The organism is Limnohabitans rimovensis (SeqCode), from assembly GCF_965234775.1.
GTDB lineage: Bacteria > Pseudomonadota > Gammaproteobacteria > Burkholderiales > Burkholderiaceae_C > Limnohabitans > Limnohabitans rimovensis.
The window spans coordinates 479,675-499,809 of the sequence record NZ_OZ248562.1; the positions used below are offsets into that span (position 1 = coordinate 479,675).

Annotated in this window: 12 protein-coding genes; 7 read left to right on the top strand and 5 right to left on the bottom strand. The window is 55.5% G+C overall.

What is annotated here, in order from left to right:
• Window positions 1–265 precede the first annotated feature (265 nt).
• Both AC8GFZ_RS02330 and AC8GFZ_RS02335 read left to right on the top strand, forming a co-directional pair.
• A complete protein-coding gene (locus tag AC8GFZ_RS02330) occupies window positions 266–6,115 on the top strand; it encodes a hypothetical protein (RefSeq protein ID WP_506641951.1) in 5,850 nt (1,949 codons plus the stop codon).
• Window positions 6,116–6,122: 7 nt separating this feature from the next.
• Entirely contained in the window at window positions 6,123–8,012 is a 1,890-nt protein-coding gene (locus AC8GFZ_RS02335) for a hypothetical protein (RefSeq protein ID WP_506641953.1), read from the top strand.
• 91 nt (window positions 8,013–8,103) lie between these two features.
• Here the strand turns inward: AC8GFZ_RS02335 and AC8GFZ_RS02340 are convergent, their stop codons facing one another.
• Both AC8GFZ_RS02340 and AC8GFZ_RS02345 read right to left on the bottom strand, forming a co-directional pair.
• Window positions 8,104–8,811: a VOC family protein gene (locus AC8GFZ_RS02340; protein ID WP_506641955.1), complete on the bottom strand. Its 708-nt coding sequence runs from the start codon at window positions 8,809–8,811 to the stop codon at window positions 8,104–8,106.
• Between the two features lie 149 nt (window positions 8,812–8,960).
• Window positions 8,961–9,827, bottom strand: a complete 867-nt coding sequence (locus AC8GFZ_RS02345; RefSeq protein WP_506641957.1) for an MBL fold metallo-hydrolase — start codon at window positions 9,825–9,827, stop codon at window positions 8,961–8,963.
• Between the two features lie 128 nt (window positions 9,828–9,955).
• On the opposite strand from AC8GFZ_RS02345, the gene AC8GFZ_RS02350 reads away from it, so the two are divergent.
• Window positions 9,956–10,867, top strand: coding sequence for a LysR family transcriptional regulator (locus tag AC8GFZ_RS02350; RefSeq protein ID WP_506641959.1), 912 nt, complete (start codon window positions 9,956–9,958; stop codon window positions 10,865–10,867).
• A 106-nt stretch (window positions 10,868–10,973) separates the two neighbouring features.
• Window positions 10,974–11,774 (top strand): HAD-IIB family hydrolase, encoded by an 801-nt coding sequence (locus AC8GFZ_RS02355; protein WP_506641961.1) that lies wholly within the window; start codon window positions 10,974–10,976, stop codon window positions 11,772–11,774.
• Between the two features lie 59 nt (window positions 11,775–11,833).
• Here AC8GFZ_RS02355 and AC8GFZ_RS02360 read toward each other — a convergent pair whose 3' ends face one another.
• The 3 genes from AC8GFZ_RS02360 to AC8GFZ_RS02370 form a co-directional block, all read right to left on the bottom strand.
• Entirely contained in the window at window positions 11,834–13,384 is a 1,551-nt protein-coding gene (locus AC8GFZ_RS02360; protein WP_506641963.1) for a helicase HerA-like C-terminal domain-containing protein, read from the bottom strand.
• An 87-nt stretch (window positions 13,385–13,471) separates the two neighbouring features.
• Window positions 13,472–14,017: a C40 family peptidase gene (locus tag AC8GFZ_RS02365; RefSeq protein ID WP_506641965.1), complete on the bottom strand. Its 546-nt coding sequence runs from the start codon at window positions 14,015–14,017 to the stop codon at window positions 13,472–13,474.
• Window positions 14,018–14,055: 38 nt separating this feature from the next.
• On the bottom strand, window positions 14,056–14,406 hold the full coding sequence (locus AC8GFZ_RS02370) for a hypothetical protein (protein WP_506641967.1): 351 nt from the start codon (window positions 14,404–14,406) through the stop codon (window positions 14,056–14,058).
• A gap of 306 nt (window positions 14,407–14,712) precedes the next feature.
• Between AC8GFZ_RS02370 and alaS the strand changes: the two genes are divergently transcribed.
• From alaS to AC8GFZ_RS02385, 3 genes are all read left to right on the top strand, one after another.
• Window positions 14,713–17,352, top strand: coding sequence for an alanine--tRNA ligase (alaS, locus tag AC8GFZ_RS02375; RefSeq protein ID WP_506641969.1), 2,640 nt, complete (start codon window positions 14,713–14,715; stop codon window positions 17,350–17,352).
• A 147-nt stretch (window positions 17,353–17,499) separates the two neighbouring features.
• Entirely contained in the window at window positions 17,500–17,955 is a 456-nt protein-coding gene (locus tag AC8GFZ_RS02380) for a (2Fe-2S)-binding protein (RefSeq protein ID WP_506641971.1), read from the top strand.
• On the top strand, window positions 17,952–20,132 hold the full coding sequence (locus AC8GFZ_RS02385) for a xanthine dehydrogenase family protein molybdopterin-binding subunit (protein WP_506641973.1): 2,181 nt from the start codon (window positions 17,952–17,954) through the stop codon (window positions 20,130–20,132). Before AC8GFZ_RS02380 ends, AC8GFZ_RS02385 begins: the two co-directional genes overlap by 4 nt.
• Window positions 20,133–20,135: the final 3 nt, after the last annotated feature.

The following is a 20,135-nucleotide window of genomic DNA, read 5'->3' on the forward strand; positions in this document are numbered from 1 at the left end:
AGAGGGCGCATCTGAAATGGTGTGTGTTGAGAAAGCATGGTTTTGACTTGGACGAAATAGGAAGGTTCTATTTTTGTTTATTTTATTGTTTAATTAAAATTATTTATAAAAAAATGTTATGTAGTTTTAAATATTTAATATTTTAGAGAAATTAATAAAAATTTGTAGTAGACAAAGAAAAATTGATCGATTACGATATAAATGTTAAAGCTAACAAGACGCCGCCGAAGGGGTCTTCGCCTGTTGAATTTCACTAAGGATACAAATGAGCATCGTCACACCCTTAAAGACATCGGTCAATGCCAACGGCAAAATTGTGATTGAAGACGCATCATTGACTGATGCATTGGCTGTCAAGGAATGGGGCAACGAATGGAACCCAACAAGAAACGATAGCTACAACGATAGCAAGAATGAAGTCAAAGTTGTTGCCGCAGCAAAAACAGTCCCTACAGTTGGAGATGCCTTTTACACCATTGCTGTTAAGCAGACCAACCAATGGGGAATTGGAAAGACATACGAAAACACAGATGTGTCTTGGACGATTTACACAGTCGATGCAAATGGTGTTCTCGATAGCAGCAAATCAGTTTGGACTCGAGCGATCACTAGCTTTGAAGCCAAACTGGGCACTGATCTGAATGGTGATGGCAAGTTGGTGCCGGTTAAGTCCGTATACAACGCAGATGAGCCTGGCTTAAAGTTGGTCAAAGACACCGATAAATCAGTCTACATCAGGGATGGCGAAAAAGATATTTTGGTCCAAAACAATCAGGCTAATGGACCCGCTACTTTGGAGAATTTCAGCAAAGGTTCAGATGGAAGTGCATATGAGACAAGGGCCGTGGCCGCCGAATCAATTACAGAGTTTGGCCAAAAAGCCTATTCAGTGGCGGTTAAAAGCTTTAACACAACTGCTGGTTCGACTGTAGAAGCGAATATCAATTGGACAGTTTATAAAATAGATTTAAATGGAGTCATCATTGACCAGAAGTGGACAAAGTCAATAGGATCCTCGTTTGAATTTAAATTCGGCCAAGATTTAAATGGCGATGGCGTGATTGGGCAAGGTGCACGGAAAATAGACGCCGCTGATACGGCCGGCGTGAGGTTGGCCCGAGACACCGATGGTATTTTGTACCTGGTAGAAAACAGCAATGATGTTGAATACAGTGATTCTCAAAAGACCTATTTGGTCAAGGCCAACGCAACTTCGGCTTATGAGCTTAAAGACAGTTCTGGATATGCATTGATTTCGGAAAATTCCTCTGCCAATTGGGAGTCCAAAGTGATGGGCATCCAAAAGCAAAGTGATGACAGTTATTTGGTTGCAATTCGGAACACACAAACCAGCGGTGAAACCAAAACGATCACTTGGACCATCCAAGCGCTTACAAAAAATTCTGACAATATATTCAGTAACGATTGGACTAAATCTGTTTACAACATTAAAAATATTGCGAGTTATGAGGAAAAATTCAATCAAGACTTGAATGGTAAAGATGGCATCGGTTTCAATGTAGACACCATTCGTGCGGTGGATACAGACAAAGTGGGTCCTGCGTATTTGGCAAAAGATTCAGATGGAGCTTTGTACATCAAGGATGGAAGCAGCACACTCACCATCACCGATATGAACGGTGGTGCTCCCAGTTTGGAAAACTCATACTCTATGCCAGGCTCTGTGAGTTATAACTATAAAACAGAGGCGATTGCTGCAGAAAAGGTCTCGATTGTTACAACCACAACTACTTACGGTACTGGCAGTGGTTACGGTACAGGGTATTACACTACCACCCCCAATTTAACGCCGGTCACGACGACAACAACTGTGTCTGGATATAAGCTTGCGGTGAAGAACACCAGCGGCAGCAGCGATAAGCCAGACGTTAATTGGCAAATTTATACATTGGATGAAAAGGGTCGCTTAGACTGGAGTAGATCATCGTACTCAAAAAGTGTTGTTTCGGTTGAGGAAGATTTTCGTCAAGATTTAAATGGTGATGGAGTTGTGGGTCTTGATGTTAGTAAATTAACTTCCATCAGTAAATCGCCTGAAACCAATGTGGAGCTGAAAAGAAGTGCGGATGGCGCACTGTATATCGTTGCCGGTGGTGAATCGATCGCCATCAAAGACAGCAATGGTGGCGCAGCCAATCTGGAAAACTCCTACTCCGGTTCTGCTGGATACAGCAGTGGCAGCGCTGCATCCAGCAATGAATCGAAAGCGGTAGCGGCAGAAAAGGTGGTGGTCGATGGAGTTACCACCACTTATAAGTTGGCCATCAAAATGTCTAATACCTACAACGGCAAGACCGATGTGAATTGGCAGATTTACACCCTCAATGATAAAGGGGTGATCGACTGGTCAAAGCCAGGTAGTTCCACTTGGACCAAGAGCATCACTGCTTATGAAAAAATATTTCACCAAGATTTGAACAAAGATGGCTATGTTGGCATTGACCCTGCCTCTATGAAAGCGGTGGCATCCGATACCTCGGGCGCCACTTTGCTCAAAGACAGCGACGGATCGCTCTACATCAAGGATGGCACCAATTCCATTGCCATCGCCGACGCCAATGGTGGCACGCCCAATCTAGAAAATTCGAATTCGTGGAGCAATGGTTCTTACAGCGGGTCCTATAAGTCAGAAGCGGTTGCAGTTGAAAAAACAACCGATGGCTACAAATTAGCGCTGAAAAATACCAACGTCAACGATGGAAAAACCGATGTCAGCTGGCAGGTTTATAGCTTGACGGATAAAGGTGTGCTGGATTGGTCAAGGCCAGGAACTTCCTCATGGACCAAGAGCATTACGAAGTTTGAAAGTGACTTTAAGCAAGATCTCAACGGTGATGGTGCCATTGGCGTGGACCCGGCCACATTGGTTAACCTTGCAACCGACACCACCGGTGCTGTGGTGTCTCGTGGTCAGAATTCGGATGCATACATCAAAGACGGCAGCACCATACTTGCTATTTCGGATACCTATGGGGGCTCGCCCAATTTGGAGCAAAGCAGCAGTTGGACCTATGACGGCAAAACCAACTCCAATAAGTCGGAATTGTTCGCGGCTGAAAAGCAAAGCGACGGCACTTATAAGCTGGCCATCAAATACACCAACAAAATGGGCGATGCCATAGACGTCAATTGGCAGGTTCACTCACTCAGCGCGACGGGTGCGCTCGATTGGAGCAAATCGACGTGGAGCCGGTCCATCACCAACTCTGAGCGTTTATTCAATCAAGATATGAACGGTGACGGCATCATTGGCATCTTGCCCGGCAAAATGACCGTGGTGAAAACCGATGTTGTGGGTACGCAACTGGCCAAAGATGCAGATAAAAACATTTACATCAAAGATGGCCAAACTTATATCGCACTGACCGATTCTTATGGCGGCATCCCCAATCTTGAATATTCCAACAGTTGGACGGACGGGTCGAACGAAAGTCTTGTCTATGCGGTAGAAAAACAAACCGACGGAACATTTAAGTTGGCCGTCAAAAATACCAATATTTACAGTGGCGTGACCACGGTCAATTGGCAGGTTTACTCGCTGAACGCGCAGGGTGCTTTGGATTGGAGCAAGTCAACCTGGACGCAAAGCATATCCAACGTAGAAACACAATTCAAACAAGATTTGAACCTGGATGGTTTTGAGGGGGTCGATCCTTCAACCATGCTGGCTGTGGGCAAGGATGTGCTGGGAGCCACCTTGGTAAAGGATGCAGATGGTGCCCTGTTCATTCGCAATGGCAACGATTTAACGGCCATCACCGATTCTTATGGTGGTGCACCTAAGCTTGAATATTCAAATTCGTGGACTGGCGGGTCGAATAAATCCGAGGCCATGGCCGTTCAGAAACAATCGGACGGAACCTATAAGCTTGCGATCAAAACCACCAATGTTTACAACGACAAGACGGACATCAGTTGGCAAATTCAAACCCTCAGTGAAGCGGGCGTGCTAGATTGGTCTAAATCCAGTTGGAGCAAGGCCATTACAAGCCATGAAAAATTGTTTGAGCAAGACCTCAATGGCGACGGCAAGGTTGGCATTGATAACGATAAATTGGACCTTGTGGGCACTGACACCAACGGCGTTCGTCTCGCCCGCGATGCTGAGCGTGCTTTGTATGTCCAAATTGGCTCTGCGTGGTATGCCATCACCGACACCAATGGCGGAAGCCCAACCCTAGAGTCGAGTAATTCATGGACAACTGGCGCCTATAAAAGTGAAGCCATTGCCGCTCAAGAGCAGGCGGGTGGCGCCATCAAACTGGTGATCAAAAACACCAATACTTATGATGGAAAAACCACTGAATCCTGGCAAGTACAAACATTGAGCAATAAAGGTGTTTTGGATTGGTCAAAGTCCTCTTGGTCAAAGAATGTTTCCTCCGTTGAGTCGTTGGTGAATGAAGACTTGAATGGCGACAAGACCATTGGACTGGATAAGAGCAAACTGACTTTAATTTCAACGGATACGACGGGCCATGTTTTGGCCAAAGATGCAGACGGAATTCTGTATATCAAGGTAGATGCCAATACCCTCAAAACCATCACAGATACATATGGGTCCACACCCAATTTGGAGTTCAATTCAAGTTGGACGGGCGGATCTTCTAAAACTGAGGCTTATGCCGTTGAGTTGCAATCCAATGGCACCTATAAGTTGGCTCTTAAAAATACGGTTGTTAACAATGGTGTCACTGAATACAGTTGGCAAATTCATACACTCAGTGCTGACGGTGCAATCGATTGGAGCAAGTCCTCCTGGACCCGATCAGTTGCCAGTGTGGAAGCATTGTTCAATCAGGATTTGGATGGCGATAGTAAGACTGGTATAGACACAGATAAATTGGTAGTGGTGAGTACAGATGTGTCAGGTACTGGCGGAGCTCTTTACAAAGATGGCAGCGGCGCTCTCTACATCAAAGAGGCGCAAAGTTATATTGCTATTGTGGATAAAAACGGTGGTGCTCCATTTTTGGAGTCCAGCACCAGCTGGACGGGCGGAAGTGCTTCACGGGTTGCATATGCCGTGGAAAAGCAGGCGGATGATACCTATCGATTGGCGGTTAAAAATTCTTACACCGACACTGTGGCCAATAAAACAGAGGTGTCTTGGGAGATTTTTACGCTCAGTGCGAAATCCACCACATCTGGGACCACAACGTTGGATTGGGGCAAAACCTCCTACGTTAAAAATATTGCCTCTTCTGAAGCCGCGTTCAATCAAGATTTGAATGGAGACGCCACATTGACCTCTGCATCAACCACCGCGGTGGAGTTAACGTCTGATGTCACTGGTATCAAATTGGCCAGGGGTTCGGATGGAGCTCTATATATCAAAGCGGACAAGACATTGATGGTTCAAGATGAACTGGGCAACGCAGTGATGCTAGAGGACAGCCAGTCTGCATCAAATTACTCGCTGATCGCAACTGCCAGCGCCGTTGAAAGCGTCGTGGCTGGTGGAAAAACAAGCTATCGTTTGGCCGTCAAAGCCGTGACAACAGTTGGGTCACTTGAGACGAGTGATTGGAGGATTTATACGTTAACTGACAAGGGTGTGGTTGACCCTTTCTTTACCTCATTCAAGGGTGTTGCTGCGCAAGAAAGTATTTTTAACCAGGACATGAATGGTGATGGCGTATTGGGTATTGCAGCCTCAAGCTTAAAAGATATCCAAACCGATTCCGTTGGTGACAAATTGGCGATGGACCCAAATGGTGCTGTTTACATCAATAGCTCCGGTCAAAATCCTTTGCGCATCAGTGATGGTGATGGCGGTGACCTACCGTTTAATTTCACCTACTTAATTGAGGGCGGCAGTATGAAAGGGGAATCTTTTGCTGTGGAAAAACAAACAGACAGCACTTATAAATTGGCTGTTAAGTACACGGATGTATTGGGCACTGAAGAGACCATCAGTTGGGAAATTCATACCCTTGATGCCACTGGAAAACTGGATTGGACGAAAGCCGACAGAGTTGTTGATGTGACAACCGTTGAGCGTGACTTCAATCAGGACCTGAATGGCGACTCCATCATCGGTCTGACTGGATTGTCAGCGAGTCAAAACCAAACTGCCGTGTTGATGGGCTGAGTTAACCATGTTTAAAAATATCATTTCTTTTCGATCGCATTGGTTATTGGCCATCGTTTTGCCCTTATTGTTGGTGGCATGTGGTGGAGGCGGTGGTGGTAGCAGCACATCAACCACCGAGACTAAAAATATTTCAATCACACCGGGCTTGGGCGGCTTCAGTGCTGGCGCTGTGGTGGAGGCTTACAAGCCCAATGGTGATTTGATCAAAGCCTCGACCACCAATGCCGCTGGTGAAGCAACGCTTGACATGTACGGATATGACGGCCCATTTATTCTGAAAGTTTCGGGCGCTACAGGCGTTACCTACTACGATGAAAAAACTGGGACATCTAAAGATTTTTCAAGTTCTTCTGATTATTTGTTATCGGTGGTGCCAACCACTGCGATCACCAGCGGCTCTAGCTATGGGGTGACACCCTTGACCAATATGGCGGCAGCGCTGGCTGGCGTCGACGGTTTGGCACCAACGATTTCTGGGGCGACATCGGCTGCAGTGATAACCAGCATCAATCAATCGCTTGAATACGTTCAAAGTTTGATGGGTGTGGACTCGACAACGTTGAATATTCTTTCTGCACCCACTCTGGTCCGGGCTGATCGAACCACGGTGTCTGGCGGCAATTCGTCGGGTGTTTATGGGTTGCTTTTGGCTGAGTTGGCCAATCAATCGACCAGTACCACCCCGTTGGTTCAGGCGAAGTCCATGTACACGCGGGCCCTTAAAGTCAAGCAGAGTGCTTTCACCAGCGGGTTGACTGATTTGGACACGGCATTGGCACCGTTGAAGCTAGCACAGGCCAAGCTGAGCACGGGCACCACCAGCTTTTTATCTTCGGGTTCTAAAGTTGCGTTGACTTATACGGACAAAACCGCGTCTCAGGTCAATACGGCTTCAACCATCACCAAGGCAACCACGGCCGCACGAACCATCAATGTGGTGCCGGGATCCGGGGCTTTTGGGTCAGGCGCCAAGGTGTCGGTGATCAATCCAAGCACAGGCAGTGAAATTTCTTTTGCCAGCACCAATGCATCAGGAGTGGCTGTGGTGGACCTCGGCACTTACTCTGGCCCCATGGTTTTGCGTGTGTCTGGGGGGGCAGGGGTTAAATACTATGATGAAACACTGGGTGCAAGTGTTGACTTTGATAGCTCCAAATCTATGTTGTCGGTGGTGCCTGCGGAAAGTGTGACATCAGGTTCCAGTTACGGCATTTCTCCCTTGACCCACTTGGCAGCGGTTTTTGCGGGTCTGACAGCCAGTAATTTTCAAGTGACTAAACCCACTGGTGGTACTGAATCCGACACCATGTACAAAGCATTGGCTCGCGTGCGCCTTCTGCTGGGTTTTCGCTCGGACACCTCCAATGTGGTGAACAACATTCATACTTTGAACCTGCTGATTGCGCCATCCGTGCTCTCGTCCACCACTGCAAGCGCAGGCATTGATTTGAGTGCCCCAGGCGGGTACATGGGGTACTTTTTGGCTGAAATTGCCAGGGCTTCTCGATCTAGAAGCAGCTCAAATGCGATTGAATTCTCGGAGCGTCTGGCCGCTGCAGGGCTGAAATTAAAAACGGCAATTGATGGGGGAAATGACGTTGCGATCACAGCTGCCGTAGCTGAATTCAGTGGTTCAGCAGAGTTGGGTGTATTGAATGCAGCGTCTGCACAAGTGGCAGTTGGCAGCAACAAATTCATTAAAAGTTGCATCACGGTGGATTCAAGTTCCAAAATTTATTTGGCGAATATGTTCTCCAAAGCGACTGATTTGGCGAACTTGAATCCTTCAGCCTCCAAACTGGCAGAAATGGTTCTTAACTTAGAAGCTGCCGTCTTACAGCAGACCATGAATAACAGTTACACGCTGTCTAAAACCAGTACGTGTACCTCTTAAGGTCCATCGCTCTGACACGATGCTGATCGGTGGTTTTCGGTGGTGACACCCCTCCATCAACTACGCGCACCGCGATGGTGAAACGCCGCCCTCAAACGCCTTCGCTGTTCAAGGTCACCATGCCCTTGGGGGTGTGCAACACCGCTTGGACATTGGCGGGGCCTGTGGTGACGGCCACTTCTGTGAGTCCCAAGGCGGCGTAGGCGGCTTGGAGTTTGTTGGCGTTGGGGTGGCTCACACTCAAGCGCTCTAAGCTCACTTTGGAACGTGGCAAGGTGTTGCGCGGGTGCATGCGTTGCGGGTCGGCGTCGCCCGGTTTGCCCCATTGGATGAGGCTCGGGAGGGTGCCTTGGAATAAGCGCTGTCCGTCGGGCCGGAGGCTGAATTGCCAATGCAGCAAACCCTTGGGGGTGCGCCGGTTGGCGTGGATGGTGGTGCCTCGGTCTATTCCTTGGTCGAACCATGCTTGTCGCGCCGCGGCAATGTCGGAGGTGCCGGCCACAAAGTGCAACAAACGCGGTTGCTGGGCAACACTTTTTTGCACCGCCGGGTCGTCCATGTCAAACCAGCGTGCATTTTTGGAGCGCAGGGCCGGGTCGGCATGCGGGTGGATGGCGATGATTTCAAAGTAAGCCATGGGGTGCGCTGGCGTGGCAATTTTGAACAAGCGGTTGTGCGTGCCTTGTTTCTCATGCTCACCCCCGGGCCCAGGGGTGATGCCCAAAGTGGCCTCGCACCATTGCACCCCTTGCGCCAAGGTGGAAGCCACCACCACCAAATGATCGATTTGCGTTTTCATGCCCGCACCATACCACTGACCCACCTTCGCCATGTGCTGCCGCAGCGTGGCAAGCATCGCCAAGGCCCGGTTTTGTGGGCCGTGGAATGAAAGCGGCACGCCACCGCAAAACAGGGGCGTGCCGCCGGGGGCAAGGGCTCAGGGCCTGATCACCATTTCATCTCGCCTTTGTTGACCTTGGCGCCAATGTGCAGAGACACCGTACCTTGTGTCACCTGTGGGTAGGCCTGTTGCATGGCGCCGATCAAGGCGGCGCTGTTTGGGCTGGCGGCCAGGTGTTTCTCAAAGGTTTGCAAGTAGTCCTTGGTGAAAGCAATGGCGCTGGCGTCTAGTCGGGTGCCGGCCTGCATGTGGCCTGGCACCACCAGGGCTGGCTTCAAAGCGGCCATTTCGTCCAACTGGGTCACCCAGGCGGCGCGTTCGGCCGGGCTTTGGGTGTCGGCGGTCCAGACGTGCGCGTTGCCAAACACGCCAATGTTGCCGGCGATGGCCTGGATGGAGGGAATCCACACATAGGGCCGGTGCGCCAACAGGCCTTGCGTGCCCCGGATTTCAATGGTCTGGCCTTCCAGGCTGAGGGTGTTGCCCTCCAAGGCACGCGGCACGATCGGCTGCTTGGGTGCATTGGCACCCATCTGTGGGCCCCAAAAAGCCACTTTGCCCGCCACATGGGGGGTCAGTTTGCTCAGCACGGCTGGCGTGGCGACCACGTCGGCCTGGGGGAAGACCTGCTTGAGGTACTCCACGCCGAAGTAGTAGTCGGGGTCGGCTTGGCTGACCAAGATGGTTTTGAGTTGTTTGCCGCTGTCGAGCACATTGGCGGCAATGCGCATGGCGTCGGCCCGGGTGAAGCCGGCGTCAATCACCATGGCCTCTTTTTGGCCATAGACCAAGGTGGAATTGACGTTGAAGCTGTTGGCGCCGGCGTTGTGGACTTGCACGCTGAGGGCATTTTGGGCCTGGGCAGAACCCATGGCGATGGCGATGGAAGCGGCGATCAAAGTGGTGCGAATCATGGGGAAGCTCCTTGAGGTTGTTGAACGCTTAGAGGACATCTCGTTGGCGTGGGATGAACTTTAATGAATAAAATAGTACAAATAAATCACTTAAATTGGACATATATGTTGCATAAAACGAGCAAATCATGGACAGACTGACCGCCATGCAGGTGTTTGTGGCCGTGGCCCAAAACGGCAGCTTCAGCGCCACCGCCGATCAGCTCGACATGTCGCGCGCCATGGTCACCCGGCATGTGGAGGCCTTAGAGCAGTGGCTAGGTGCCCGGCTTTTTCAGCGCACGACCCGCAGCGTCACGCTCACCGATGCGGGTGAAAGCTGTTTGCGCCGCAGCCAACAAATGCTGGCCTTGATGGAGGACGTGCAAGAGGAAACCAGCCGCCAAGACGGTGCCCTGCGCGGCCAGTTGCGGGTGACGTGCAGCATGTCGTTCGCCTATGCGCAATTGGCTGCGGCCTTGGCCGATTTTTTGGAGCTGCACCCGAACATCAAGGTCGATTTGCAGGCCAGCGATGGCGTGCTCAATTTGGTGGAGGCGCGCATCGACTTGGCCATCCGCATCAGTGCCGAGCCCGACCCGGCGCTGATTGGCCGGGTGCTGGCGCCTTGTGCCTCGGTGCTGGTGGCCTCCCCTGCGTATCTGGCGCAACATGGCAAACCTCAAGTGCCCGCCGATCTGGCCGCCCACCGCTGTTTGAGTTATGCCAACTTTGGCAAAAGCACCTGGATGTTTGCCCGTGGAGATGAGCGTTGCGAAGTGAAACTGGGCAGCCGTTTCAGTGCCAACGAGGCCACAGCCTTGATGCGTGCCACCCTGGCGGGCGCAGGCGTCAGCCTGCAACCGACCTACTTGGCCAACCCCTTGCTGGCCGATGGCCGTTTGCAGCAGGTTTTGCCCGATTGGGGCTTGCCCATGCTGTCCATTTATGCGCTGTACCCCTCGCGCAAACACCTGGCACCTGCGGTACGCGCATTGCTCGACTTTTTGATCGCACGCTTTGACCCCGTGCCCTGGGCTTTGCCGACCACCCAGGCTTGAGGTGTCGGGGCTGAGCGATGCGCCGTTTCAAAGCGTTGAAACGGGGACCAGGATCGCCATCGCCCGCCAAGCTTGGCGATCCATCGACTGCTTGCAAAATGGGGCCATGAAACCTTGGCAGCAATCTCCGCCCGACCTGGCCCGCTCGGCACACACCGTGTTGACCGACATCGATGACACCTTGACCACCCACGGACGTTTGTTGCCCGACGCCTATGACGCCATGGCCCGTTTGCAGCAGGCGGGTTTGCGGGTGATCCCGGTGACCGGTCGACCTGCGGGTTGGTGCGACATGATCGCCCGCACCTGGCCGGTGGATGGGGTGATTGGCGAAAACGGCGCCTTTTACATGTGGCACGACGCCTCAGATCAGCGCTTGCGCTGCCGCCATTGGGACAGCGATGTGAATTTGTCCGCATTGAGCCAGCGCTTGGCCGCTGTGCGCGAGCGGGTGCTGGCTGAGGTGCCGGGCAGTGGCGTGGCGTCCGATCAATTTGCCCGCTGGTACGACTTGGCCATTGATTTTTGTGAGGACGTGCCCGCCTTGCCCCGCAGCGCCGTGGATCGCATTGTGGCCATCATGCAAGCTGAGGGCATGACGGCCAAGGTCAGCTCCATCCACGTCAACGGTTGGTGGGGGGATTGGGACAAATTGCGCATGGCCCGCCGCATGTTGGCCGAGCGCCATGGTGTGGACTGGGCGAATGAGGGCGCGCGCATTTTGTTTGTGGGCGACTCACCCAACGATGCCCCCATGTTTGGCGCCTTGCCCCACAGCGTGGGCGTGGCCAATGTGGCCGATTTTTCAGACCGTTTGGAACACCCACCGACCTGGGTCACCCGCGCACGCTCGGGGGCTGGCTTTGTGGAGTTTGCCCAGCATCTCTTGGCCATGCGCCAAGCCTGAGCCAGCCCCGGCTTTCGATCGCCAACAGTTGGCGTTGGCGCGTGGGGGTGCGGCAGGCGTCAGCGACGCCGCCCTTTGCCGCTGGCGCCACCCAGCAAACCGCCGAGCACGCCACGCACAATTTCCCGACCGATGGAAGAGCCCACGGTGCGCACCGCGCTTTTGATGACCAACTGGGCCACGCCATCCCGGTGGGCGCCACGCGGACCTTGACTGCCAAACAACAAATCGCTCACGCTGCCCATCAAGCCGCCACCGCTGGAAGCCGGCGCTGGGTTTTCCGGCCCTGGGTTCGGGCTCGCACCCTGGCTGGCGCTGGGGGAATCGCTGCCATGGGCCCGCCCTTTGATCATTTCGTAGGCGGATTCACGGTCCACCGTCTTTTCATACACCCCCGCCACCAGCGAGCTTTGCAGCAAGGCTTGGCGTTGCTCGGCGGTGATGGGGCCCAGCTGGCTGCCAGGCGGCAGCACAAACACCCGTTCGGTTTCGCTCGGGCGGCCCTTGGCGTCGAGCAGGCTGACCAGCGCCTCGCCCACGGCCAAATCGGTGATGGCGGCTTCAATGTCCAAGCCTTTTTTCGGGCGCATAGTTTGCGCGGTGGCGGCCACGGCTTTTTGGTCGCGCGGCGTGAAGGCCCGCAGCACATGCTGAACACGGTTACCCAGTTGGGCCAGCACGCTGTCGGGGATGTCCAGCGGGTTTTGGGTGACGAAATACACACCCACACCTTTGGAGCGCACCAAACGCACCACCAACTCAATGCGCTCGATCAAGGCCTTGGGCGCTTCGTTGAACAGCAAATGCGCTTCGTCGAAAAAGAATACCAATTTGGGTTTATCGGGGTCGCCGATTTCGGGCAATTGCTCGAACAACTCGGAGAGCATCCACAGCAAAAACGTGGCGTACAAGCGCGGCGAGTTCATCAGCTTGTCGGCTGCCAAGATGTTGACCACGCCGTGACCGTTGCCATCGGTTTGCATGAAGTCGTGGATATCGAGCATGGGCTCGCCAAAGAATTTGTCGCCGCCTTGCTGCTCGATCTGCATCAAACCGCGCTGAATGGCACCAATGCTGGCGGCGCTGACATTGCCGTACTCGGTGGTGAATTCTTTGGCGTTGTCGCCCACATACTGCAGCATGGCCCGCAGGTCTTTCAGGTCCAACAGCAACATGCCGCGGTCGTCAGCGATTTTGAACACCAGGTTCAACACACCTTCTTGGGTGTCGTTTAAATTGAGCATGCGCCCCAAGAGCAGCGGGCCCATGTCACTGACGGTGGAACGGACGGGGTGGCCTTGTTCGCCAAACACATCCCACAAGGTGGTGGGGCAGGGCGCAAAAGCGGGTGTGTCCAAGCCGCGCTCTTTCAGGATGGCGGCCATTTTGTCGCTCAGCTTGCTGGTTTGGCTCAGGCCCGTTAGGTCGCCCTTGACGTCGGCCATGAACACCGGCACGCCGATGCGCGAGAGGCTTTGCGCCATGGTTTGCAAGGTGACGGTTTTGCCCGAGCCGGTGGCACCGGTGATCAGGCCGTGGCGGTTGGCCAGTTGGGGCATGAGCCAGCATTGGGCCGTGTCATTTTTGGCAATCAACAGGGGGTCGGTCATGGGAGGCCTTTTCAGCACAGTTTTACCAGCCCGCATTACACATGAAAAAACCGCCCATGGGCGGTTTGGCGCTCGGCGCAGGTGGGATCAGCGCTTGGGCTTGATGGCCTCTGCGGGAACGGTTTCGGCGGTCACCCGACGCGCACCGTTGAAGCGGCGGTCCCAATAGGCTTGGCGCATGTCTTCGACCCGCACTTCGCCACCCGCGCGGGGGGAGTGGATGAACTTGTTGTCACCCACATAAATACCCACATGGCTGAAAGCTTGGCGCATGGTGTTGAAAAACACCAAGTCGCCGGGTTGCAGGTCTTCGCGGTTGATTTTTTCGGTCACTGAGGCCTGATCGCTGGCGCGCCGGGGCAGGATCAGCCCGACGGTTTGCTCGAACATGGCCCTCACAAAACCGCTGCAATCGAAACCGTTTTCTTGGCTGGTGCCACCACGGCGGTAAGGCACACCCAAGAAACCCATGGCGTTGACCACCAAATCAGAAGCCTTGTCACCCACCCGCTGCCGAAATTGCTCAACCCGACCCAGCAGGCCGCGCTCTTGCAGGAGTTTTTCTATGTCGTCGTTGCCATCGGGGTTGGGTGCGGCAGCCGCGCCGACAGCCAGCAGCAGTGCCAGGGACATGCCCAGTTGTGCCCCCCAATGCCGCAGGGCCCCAATTTTCAAATCGCCAAACCCAGGGCTTGCTGCATGGCCTGACCCAAGCCGGCAAAGTGCTCAAAAGCTTTGGGGGTGGGCACCAGGTATTTGGTGCGGCGGTTTTTGCCCTCGTGCACCGTGTCCACCATGCCCACATCGCGCAGCAAATCGAGTTTGCGGTGGATGGTGGCGGGTGAGGCAATGTGGCCCAGGGCCATGGCCTCGCTGATGGTCAGAGGATTTTGCTGATTGTGTTTCAGAGCAATCAGTTCCAGGAGTTTGCGCGAATCCGCATCGATGTCTGGCATTTGACCAGCACCTTCAAGGGTGTGCAAAAGGTTTAAAAATCGAAGATAAACCTGGGGGTCTTTCATTCATTCGCTCCTGGATATCTATTCAAAATTGAATAGGTATGACTGATTTTTTAACACCCTGATCATAAGTCATGGCGCAAGCGCGATTTCTGAGGGTTTGTGAGGGCCCAGTCGGGCCTTTTGGTTGGGACAAATCACCCCAGTTCGGACTGCGCTGGAGCGGCTTGGGGCCGAATCCTCTGCGTCTTGGACAACCGGCCCCACCCACCCGTTCGGCCTTGGGTCAAACCTATAATCTTTCGCTTTGGACCGGGGGCTTTCCCCGAGCCTGCGGGCCTGAGCCCCGCCTTCGCACTGCCACACACCATGAACACCCCACATCAATCCGTGCCCCAGCTGTCTGTGGCCGACATCCGCAAGTCGTTTTTGGATTTTTTCGCCACCAAAGGCCACACCGTGGTGGCGTCCAGCCCCTTGGTGCCGGGCAACGACCCGACGCTCATGTTCACCAACTCGGGCATGGTGCAGTTCAAAGACGTGTTTTTGGGCTCCGACAAGCGCTCTTATGTGCGCGCTGCCTCGGTGCAAGCTTGCTTGCGTGCAGGTGGCAAGCACAACGACTTGGAAAACGTGGGCTACACCGCGCGGCACCACACCTTTTTCGAAATGCTCGGCAATTGGTCGTTTGGCGACTACTTCAAGCGCGAAAGCCTGAAATGGGCGTGGGAGTTGCTGACCGAGGTGTACAAGCTGCCCAAAGAACGCTTGCTGGCCACCGTCTACCAAGAGGACGACGAGGCCTACGACATTTGGACCAAAGAGATTGGCTTGCCCCCTGAGCGGGTCATCCGCATTGGCGACAACAAAGGCGGTCGCTACAAAAGCGATAACTTTTGGATGATGGCCGACACCGGCCCTTGCGGCCCGTGTTCTGAAATTTTTTACGACCACGGCGACCACATCCCGGGCGGCCCCCCCGGCAGCCCCGAGGAAGACGGCGACCGCTTCATCGAAATTTGGAACAACGTGTTCATGCAGTTTGAAATGCACGAAGACGGTTCGGTCACGCCGCTGCCCGCACCTTGCGTGGACACCGGCATGGGCCTCGAGCGCTTGGCCGCCATCCTGCAGCATGTGCACAGCAACTACGAAATTGACCTGTTCGCTACCTTGATCAAAGCCGCCGCCCGTGAAACCGGCTGTGCCGACTTGGCCACCCCCTCGCTGCGGGTGATTGCCGACCACTTGCGGGCCACTGCGTTTTTGGTCAGCGACGGCGTGGTGCCCTCCAACGAGGGGCGCGGCTATGTGCAGCGGCGCATCATCCGCCGCGCCATCCGCCACGGCTACAAGCTGGGCCAAAAAACACCGTTTTTTCACAAACTGGTGCCCGATTTGGTCGCCCTCATGGGTGCGGCCTACCCCAGCTTGGCGGCGCAGGCCGATCGCATCACCGCGATTTTGAAAACCGAGGAAGAGCGGTTTTACGAGACGCTTGAAATCGGCATGCACATCTTGGACGAGGCCTTGGCCGATGGCGTGAAGGTCTTGCCGGGCGAGGTGGCTTTCAAACTGCACGACACCTTCGGCTTTCCGCTGGACCTGACCAATGACGTCTGCCGCGAACGTGCTTTGCAAGTTGACGAAGCAGGTTTCCACGCCGCCATGGACCGCCAAAAAAACCAAGCCCGTGCAGCGGGCAAGTTCAAGATGGACAAGGCGCTGGACTACAGCGGCGCCCCCACCGCGTTTGTCGGCTACGAGAGCTTGCAAGCGTCGGCCAAAATTTTGGCGCTCTACTTTGATGGCGTGTCGGTCGCGGCTTTGAACCACGGCCAAAGCGGTGTGGTGGTGTTGGACACCACCCCTTTTTACGCCGAGAGCGGCGGCCAAGTGGGCGACGAGGGCGAGTTGGTCAGCGGATCGGCACGCTTTGCGGTGGAAGACACCTTGAAGATCAAGGCCGATGTGTTTGGCCACCACGGCACGCTCACCCAAGGCACGCTGAATGTGGGCGACAGCCTGCAAGCCTCGGTGGGCTCAGGCGTTCGCGCCGCCACCGTGCGCAACCACAGCGCCACCCATTTGATGCACAAGGCCTTGCGCGAGGTGCTGGGCGACCATGTGCAGCAAAAAGGCTCGCTGGTGAACGATGAGCGCACCCGTTTTGACTTTGCCCACAACGCCCCGGTGACGGATGCGCAAATCGCCGACATCGAAGCGCGGGTGAACCATGAAATTTTGGCCAACGCCAGCACCCAAGCGCGGGTGATGGACATCGAGTCGGCACAAAAAACCGGTGCCATGATGCTGTTTGGCGAGAAGTACGGCGAAACCGTGCGGGTGCTCGACATTGGCACCAGCCGCGAGCTGTGCGGCGGCACCCATGTGCAACGTACAGGTGACATTGGTCTCTTCAAAGTGGTGTCCGAGAGCGGTGTGGCCGCAGGGGTGCGCCGCATCGAAGCGGTCACTGGTGCGAATGCCTTGGCCTATGTGCAAACCTTGGAGCGCACCGTGCAAGAGGCAGCGGGCAGCTTGCGCACCCCCACGGCAGAGTTGAACCAACGCATCCACCAAGTGCTGGACCAATTGAAGGGTCTGGAGAAAGAACTCGCTGCCCTCAAAGGCAAGCTGGCGTCATCGCAAGGCGACGAATTGAGCGGCCAAGCCATCGACCTGAAAGGCGTCAAGCTGTTGGCAGCCCGCTTGCCCGGCGCGGATGCCAAAGCCTTGCGCGAAACCTTGGACAAGCTCAAAGACAAGCTCAAAACCGCGGTGGTGGTGTTGGCCAGTGTCGACGGCGACAAGGTGCAAATCGCCGCTGGGGTGACTGCCGACACCCTCGGTAAAGTCAAAGCCGGTGAGTTGGTGAATTTTGTCGCCCAGCAAGTGGGCGGCAAGGGCGGCGGCAAGCCCGACATAGCCATGGCCGGTGGCACACAGCCCGCTGGTTTGGACGCGGCGCTGGCCAGTGTGCAAGGCTGGGTGGCAGAGCGGCTTTAATCGCAAGGGCATCAATCACCCACGCGGGCAAGGGTTATCCAGGGGCTGGATCGCTCTTGACGCCACTTAGCATGGACGCCATCGCCAGTGGGTGATCATGCGCAGGGTTGCGTGGGGTCATCTTGGCGCTCAACCCCAGGAGCGTTCATGTCCACCATTCAGGTCAATGGCCAACCGCACAAAGTGCAGGCCGATTCGAAAACCCCTTTGTTGCACGTGTTGCAAAACGAGTTGTTGCTCAAAGGCCCCAAATACGGTTGTGGCCTGGGCCAATGCGGTGCGTGCACCGTGCACATCAATGGCCAAGCGATGCGCTCTTGCGTCATGCCGGTGGGGGCGGTGCGCGGCGAGGTGACCACCTTGGAGGGATTGGGCACACCCGATAAACCCCACCCGGTGCAAAAAGCGTTTATTGACGCCCAAGCCGCCCAGTGCGGTTACTGCATCAACGGCATGGTGATGACCACGGTGGCTTTTTTGAAGAAAACCCCCAAGCCCAGCGACGACCAAATCAAGGCCGCGCTCGACGCCAACTTGTGCCGTTGCGGCACCCACATGCGCATCATTTCGGCGGTGCGCAAAGCAGCGGGGGTGGCAGCATGAAACGGCGCGCATTCCTCCAATCTTCGGCCGGCGTGGTGGTCGGCTTCAGCCTCAGCTTGTCACCGGTGCTGGCCCAGCAAGCCGCTGACCCCCGTTTTGCCCAAGTCGACGCTTGGCTCAAGATCGCGCCCAACGGCCTGGTCACTTTTCACACCGGCAAGGTCGAGTTGGGCACCGGTGTGCGCACCGCTTTGGCCCAAATGATTGCCGAAGAGCTGGATGTGGCGGTTTCCAGCATCCAGTTGGTCATGGGTGACACCGATTTGTGCCCGGATCAAATCGGCACTTTTGGCAGCTTGACCATCATGCTCGCTGGCCCCCAGGTGCGCCAAGCCGCTGCCGAGGCACGCCTGGCTTTGGTCGAGCGCGCAGCCCAGCGCTTGGGCGTACCGGCCGATCAAATCCAAACCGCTCAAGGTGTGGCCAGAGCCCCCTCTGGTGCCAGCGTCAGTTACGGCGAGTTGGCCCAAGGCCCTGCTTTGGGGCGTGCCATCAGCGGCAAAGCCACCTTGAAAACCCCAGCGCAGTTCAAGCAAATTGGCCAATCGGTGCCCCGCGTGGAAATTCCGGCCAAGGTCTGCGGAACGCATGAATATGTGCAGCATGTGCGCGTGCCTGGCATGCTGCATGGGCGTATCATTCGCCCGGACATGCCTGGCGCCACTGCCTTGCAAATCGACGACAGCGCCCTGAAGACCATGGCCGGTGCACCCAAAGTGGTGCGCAAGGGTAACTTTTTGGCAGTGGTCGCCGACACCGAAGACATGGCCATTCAAGCCGCCCAAGCGGTCAAGGTGCTTTGGAGTGCGGCCGAGCCCTTGCCCACCCCACAAGAGGTTCCGCAGCGCTTGCGCAGCACCCCATCAACCGCGCGGGAATTGCAGCGCACCGGTCGGGGTGCCGACACCATGGCCCAAGCGGCCAAAACCCATCAGGCCGATTACTTTGTGCCGTTTCAGCTGCACGCCTCGATCGGTCCCTCATGCGCAGTGGCCGATGTGCGCGCCGACAAGGCCACCGTCTGGTCGGCCACGCAAACATCCTTTCTCACCCGGGGCAGCTTGGCCACCATGTTGGGCATGAAGCCCGCGCAGGTGCGTTTGATTTGGACCGAAGGATCGGGCTGCTACGGCCAAAATGGTTCAGACGATGTGTCGGGTGACGCCGCTTTGTTGTCGCAGCTGGTGGGCAAGCCGGTGCGGGTGCAATGGATGCGCCGCGAAGAGCACCAATGGGAGCCCAAGGGCGCCGCCATGGCCATGACGGTCAAAGCGGGTCTGGACGCCAATGGGCAAATCATGGGCTGGGACTACGCGGTGTGGAGCCCCAACCACGCCTTGCGGCCCTTTTATGACATGGCCGGCAATGTGCTGGCCGGTGAAGCCCTGGGCATGCCCGCGCGTTTTTTGCAAGCCGGTGCCGACCGCAATGCCAAGCCCACCTATGCCTTTGACAACAGCCGGGTGGTGCTCAACTTGCTCACCCAGTCGCCGCTGCGCTCATCGTCTTTGCGCGGTTTGGGCTCGCCCCAAAACACCTTTGCCAACGAATCCTTCATCGACGAGATGGCGGTGTTGGCTGGGGCCGATGCGATCGATTTCCGGGTGCGCCACCTGAAAGACGAGCGCGCCATTGCAGTCTTGCGCGCGGTCGAAAAACGCGCTGGCTGGGACAAGCGCCCCAGTGGCGGTCGCAGCAACGGCGTGGGCCGAGGCGTGGCCTTCGTGCAATACGACAACAACGCCGCTTATGTGGCGGTGAGCATGCAGGTGCGGGTGGACGACAAAACCGGTCGGGTGAAGGTTGAGCGCGTCTGCGTGGCCCATGATTGCGGCATGGTGGTCAACCCCGACGGCGTGCGCAATCAAATCGAGGGCAATGTGATCCAAACCCTGAGCCGTGCCTTGATGGAAGAGGTGCAAACCACCCGGCGCGAAATCACCAGTGTGGACTGGGTCAGCTACCCCATCTTGCGCTTTTCAGACCTGCCCAGCGCCATCGACATTGAGCTGATCGATCGCCCCACGGTGCGGGCTGTGGGGGCGGGTGAGGCCACGGCGTCCCCCATATTTGCCGCCCTGGGCAACGCCATCTTTGACGCGACGGGTGTGCGCTTGCGCAGCGTGCCCTTCACCCCCGAGCGCCTGTTGGCAGCGCGGCAAAAACGCGCGGCTTGAGCG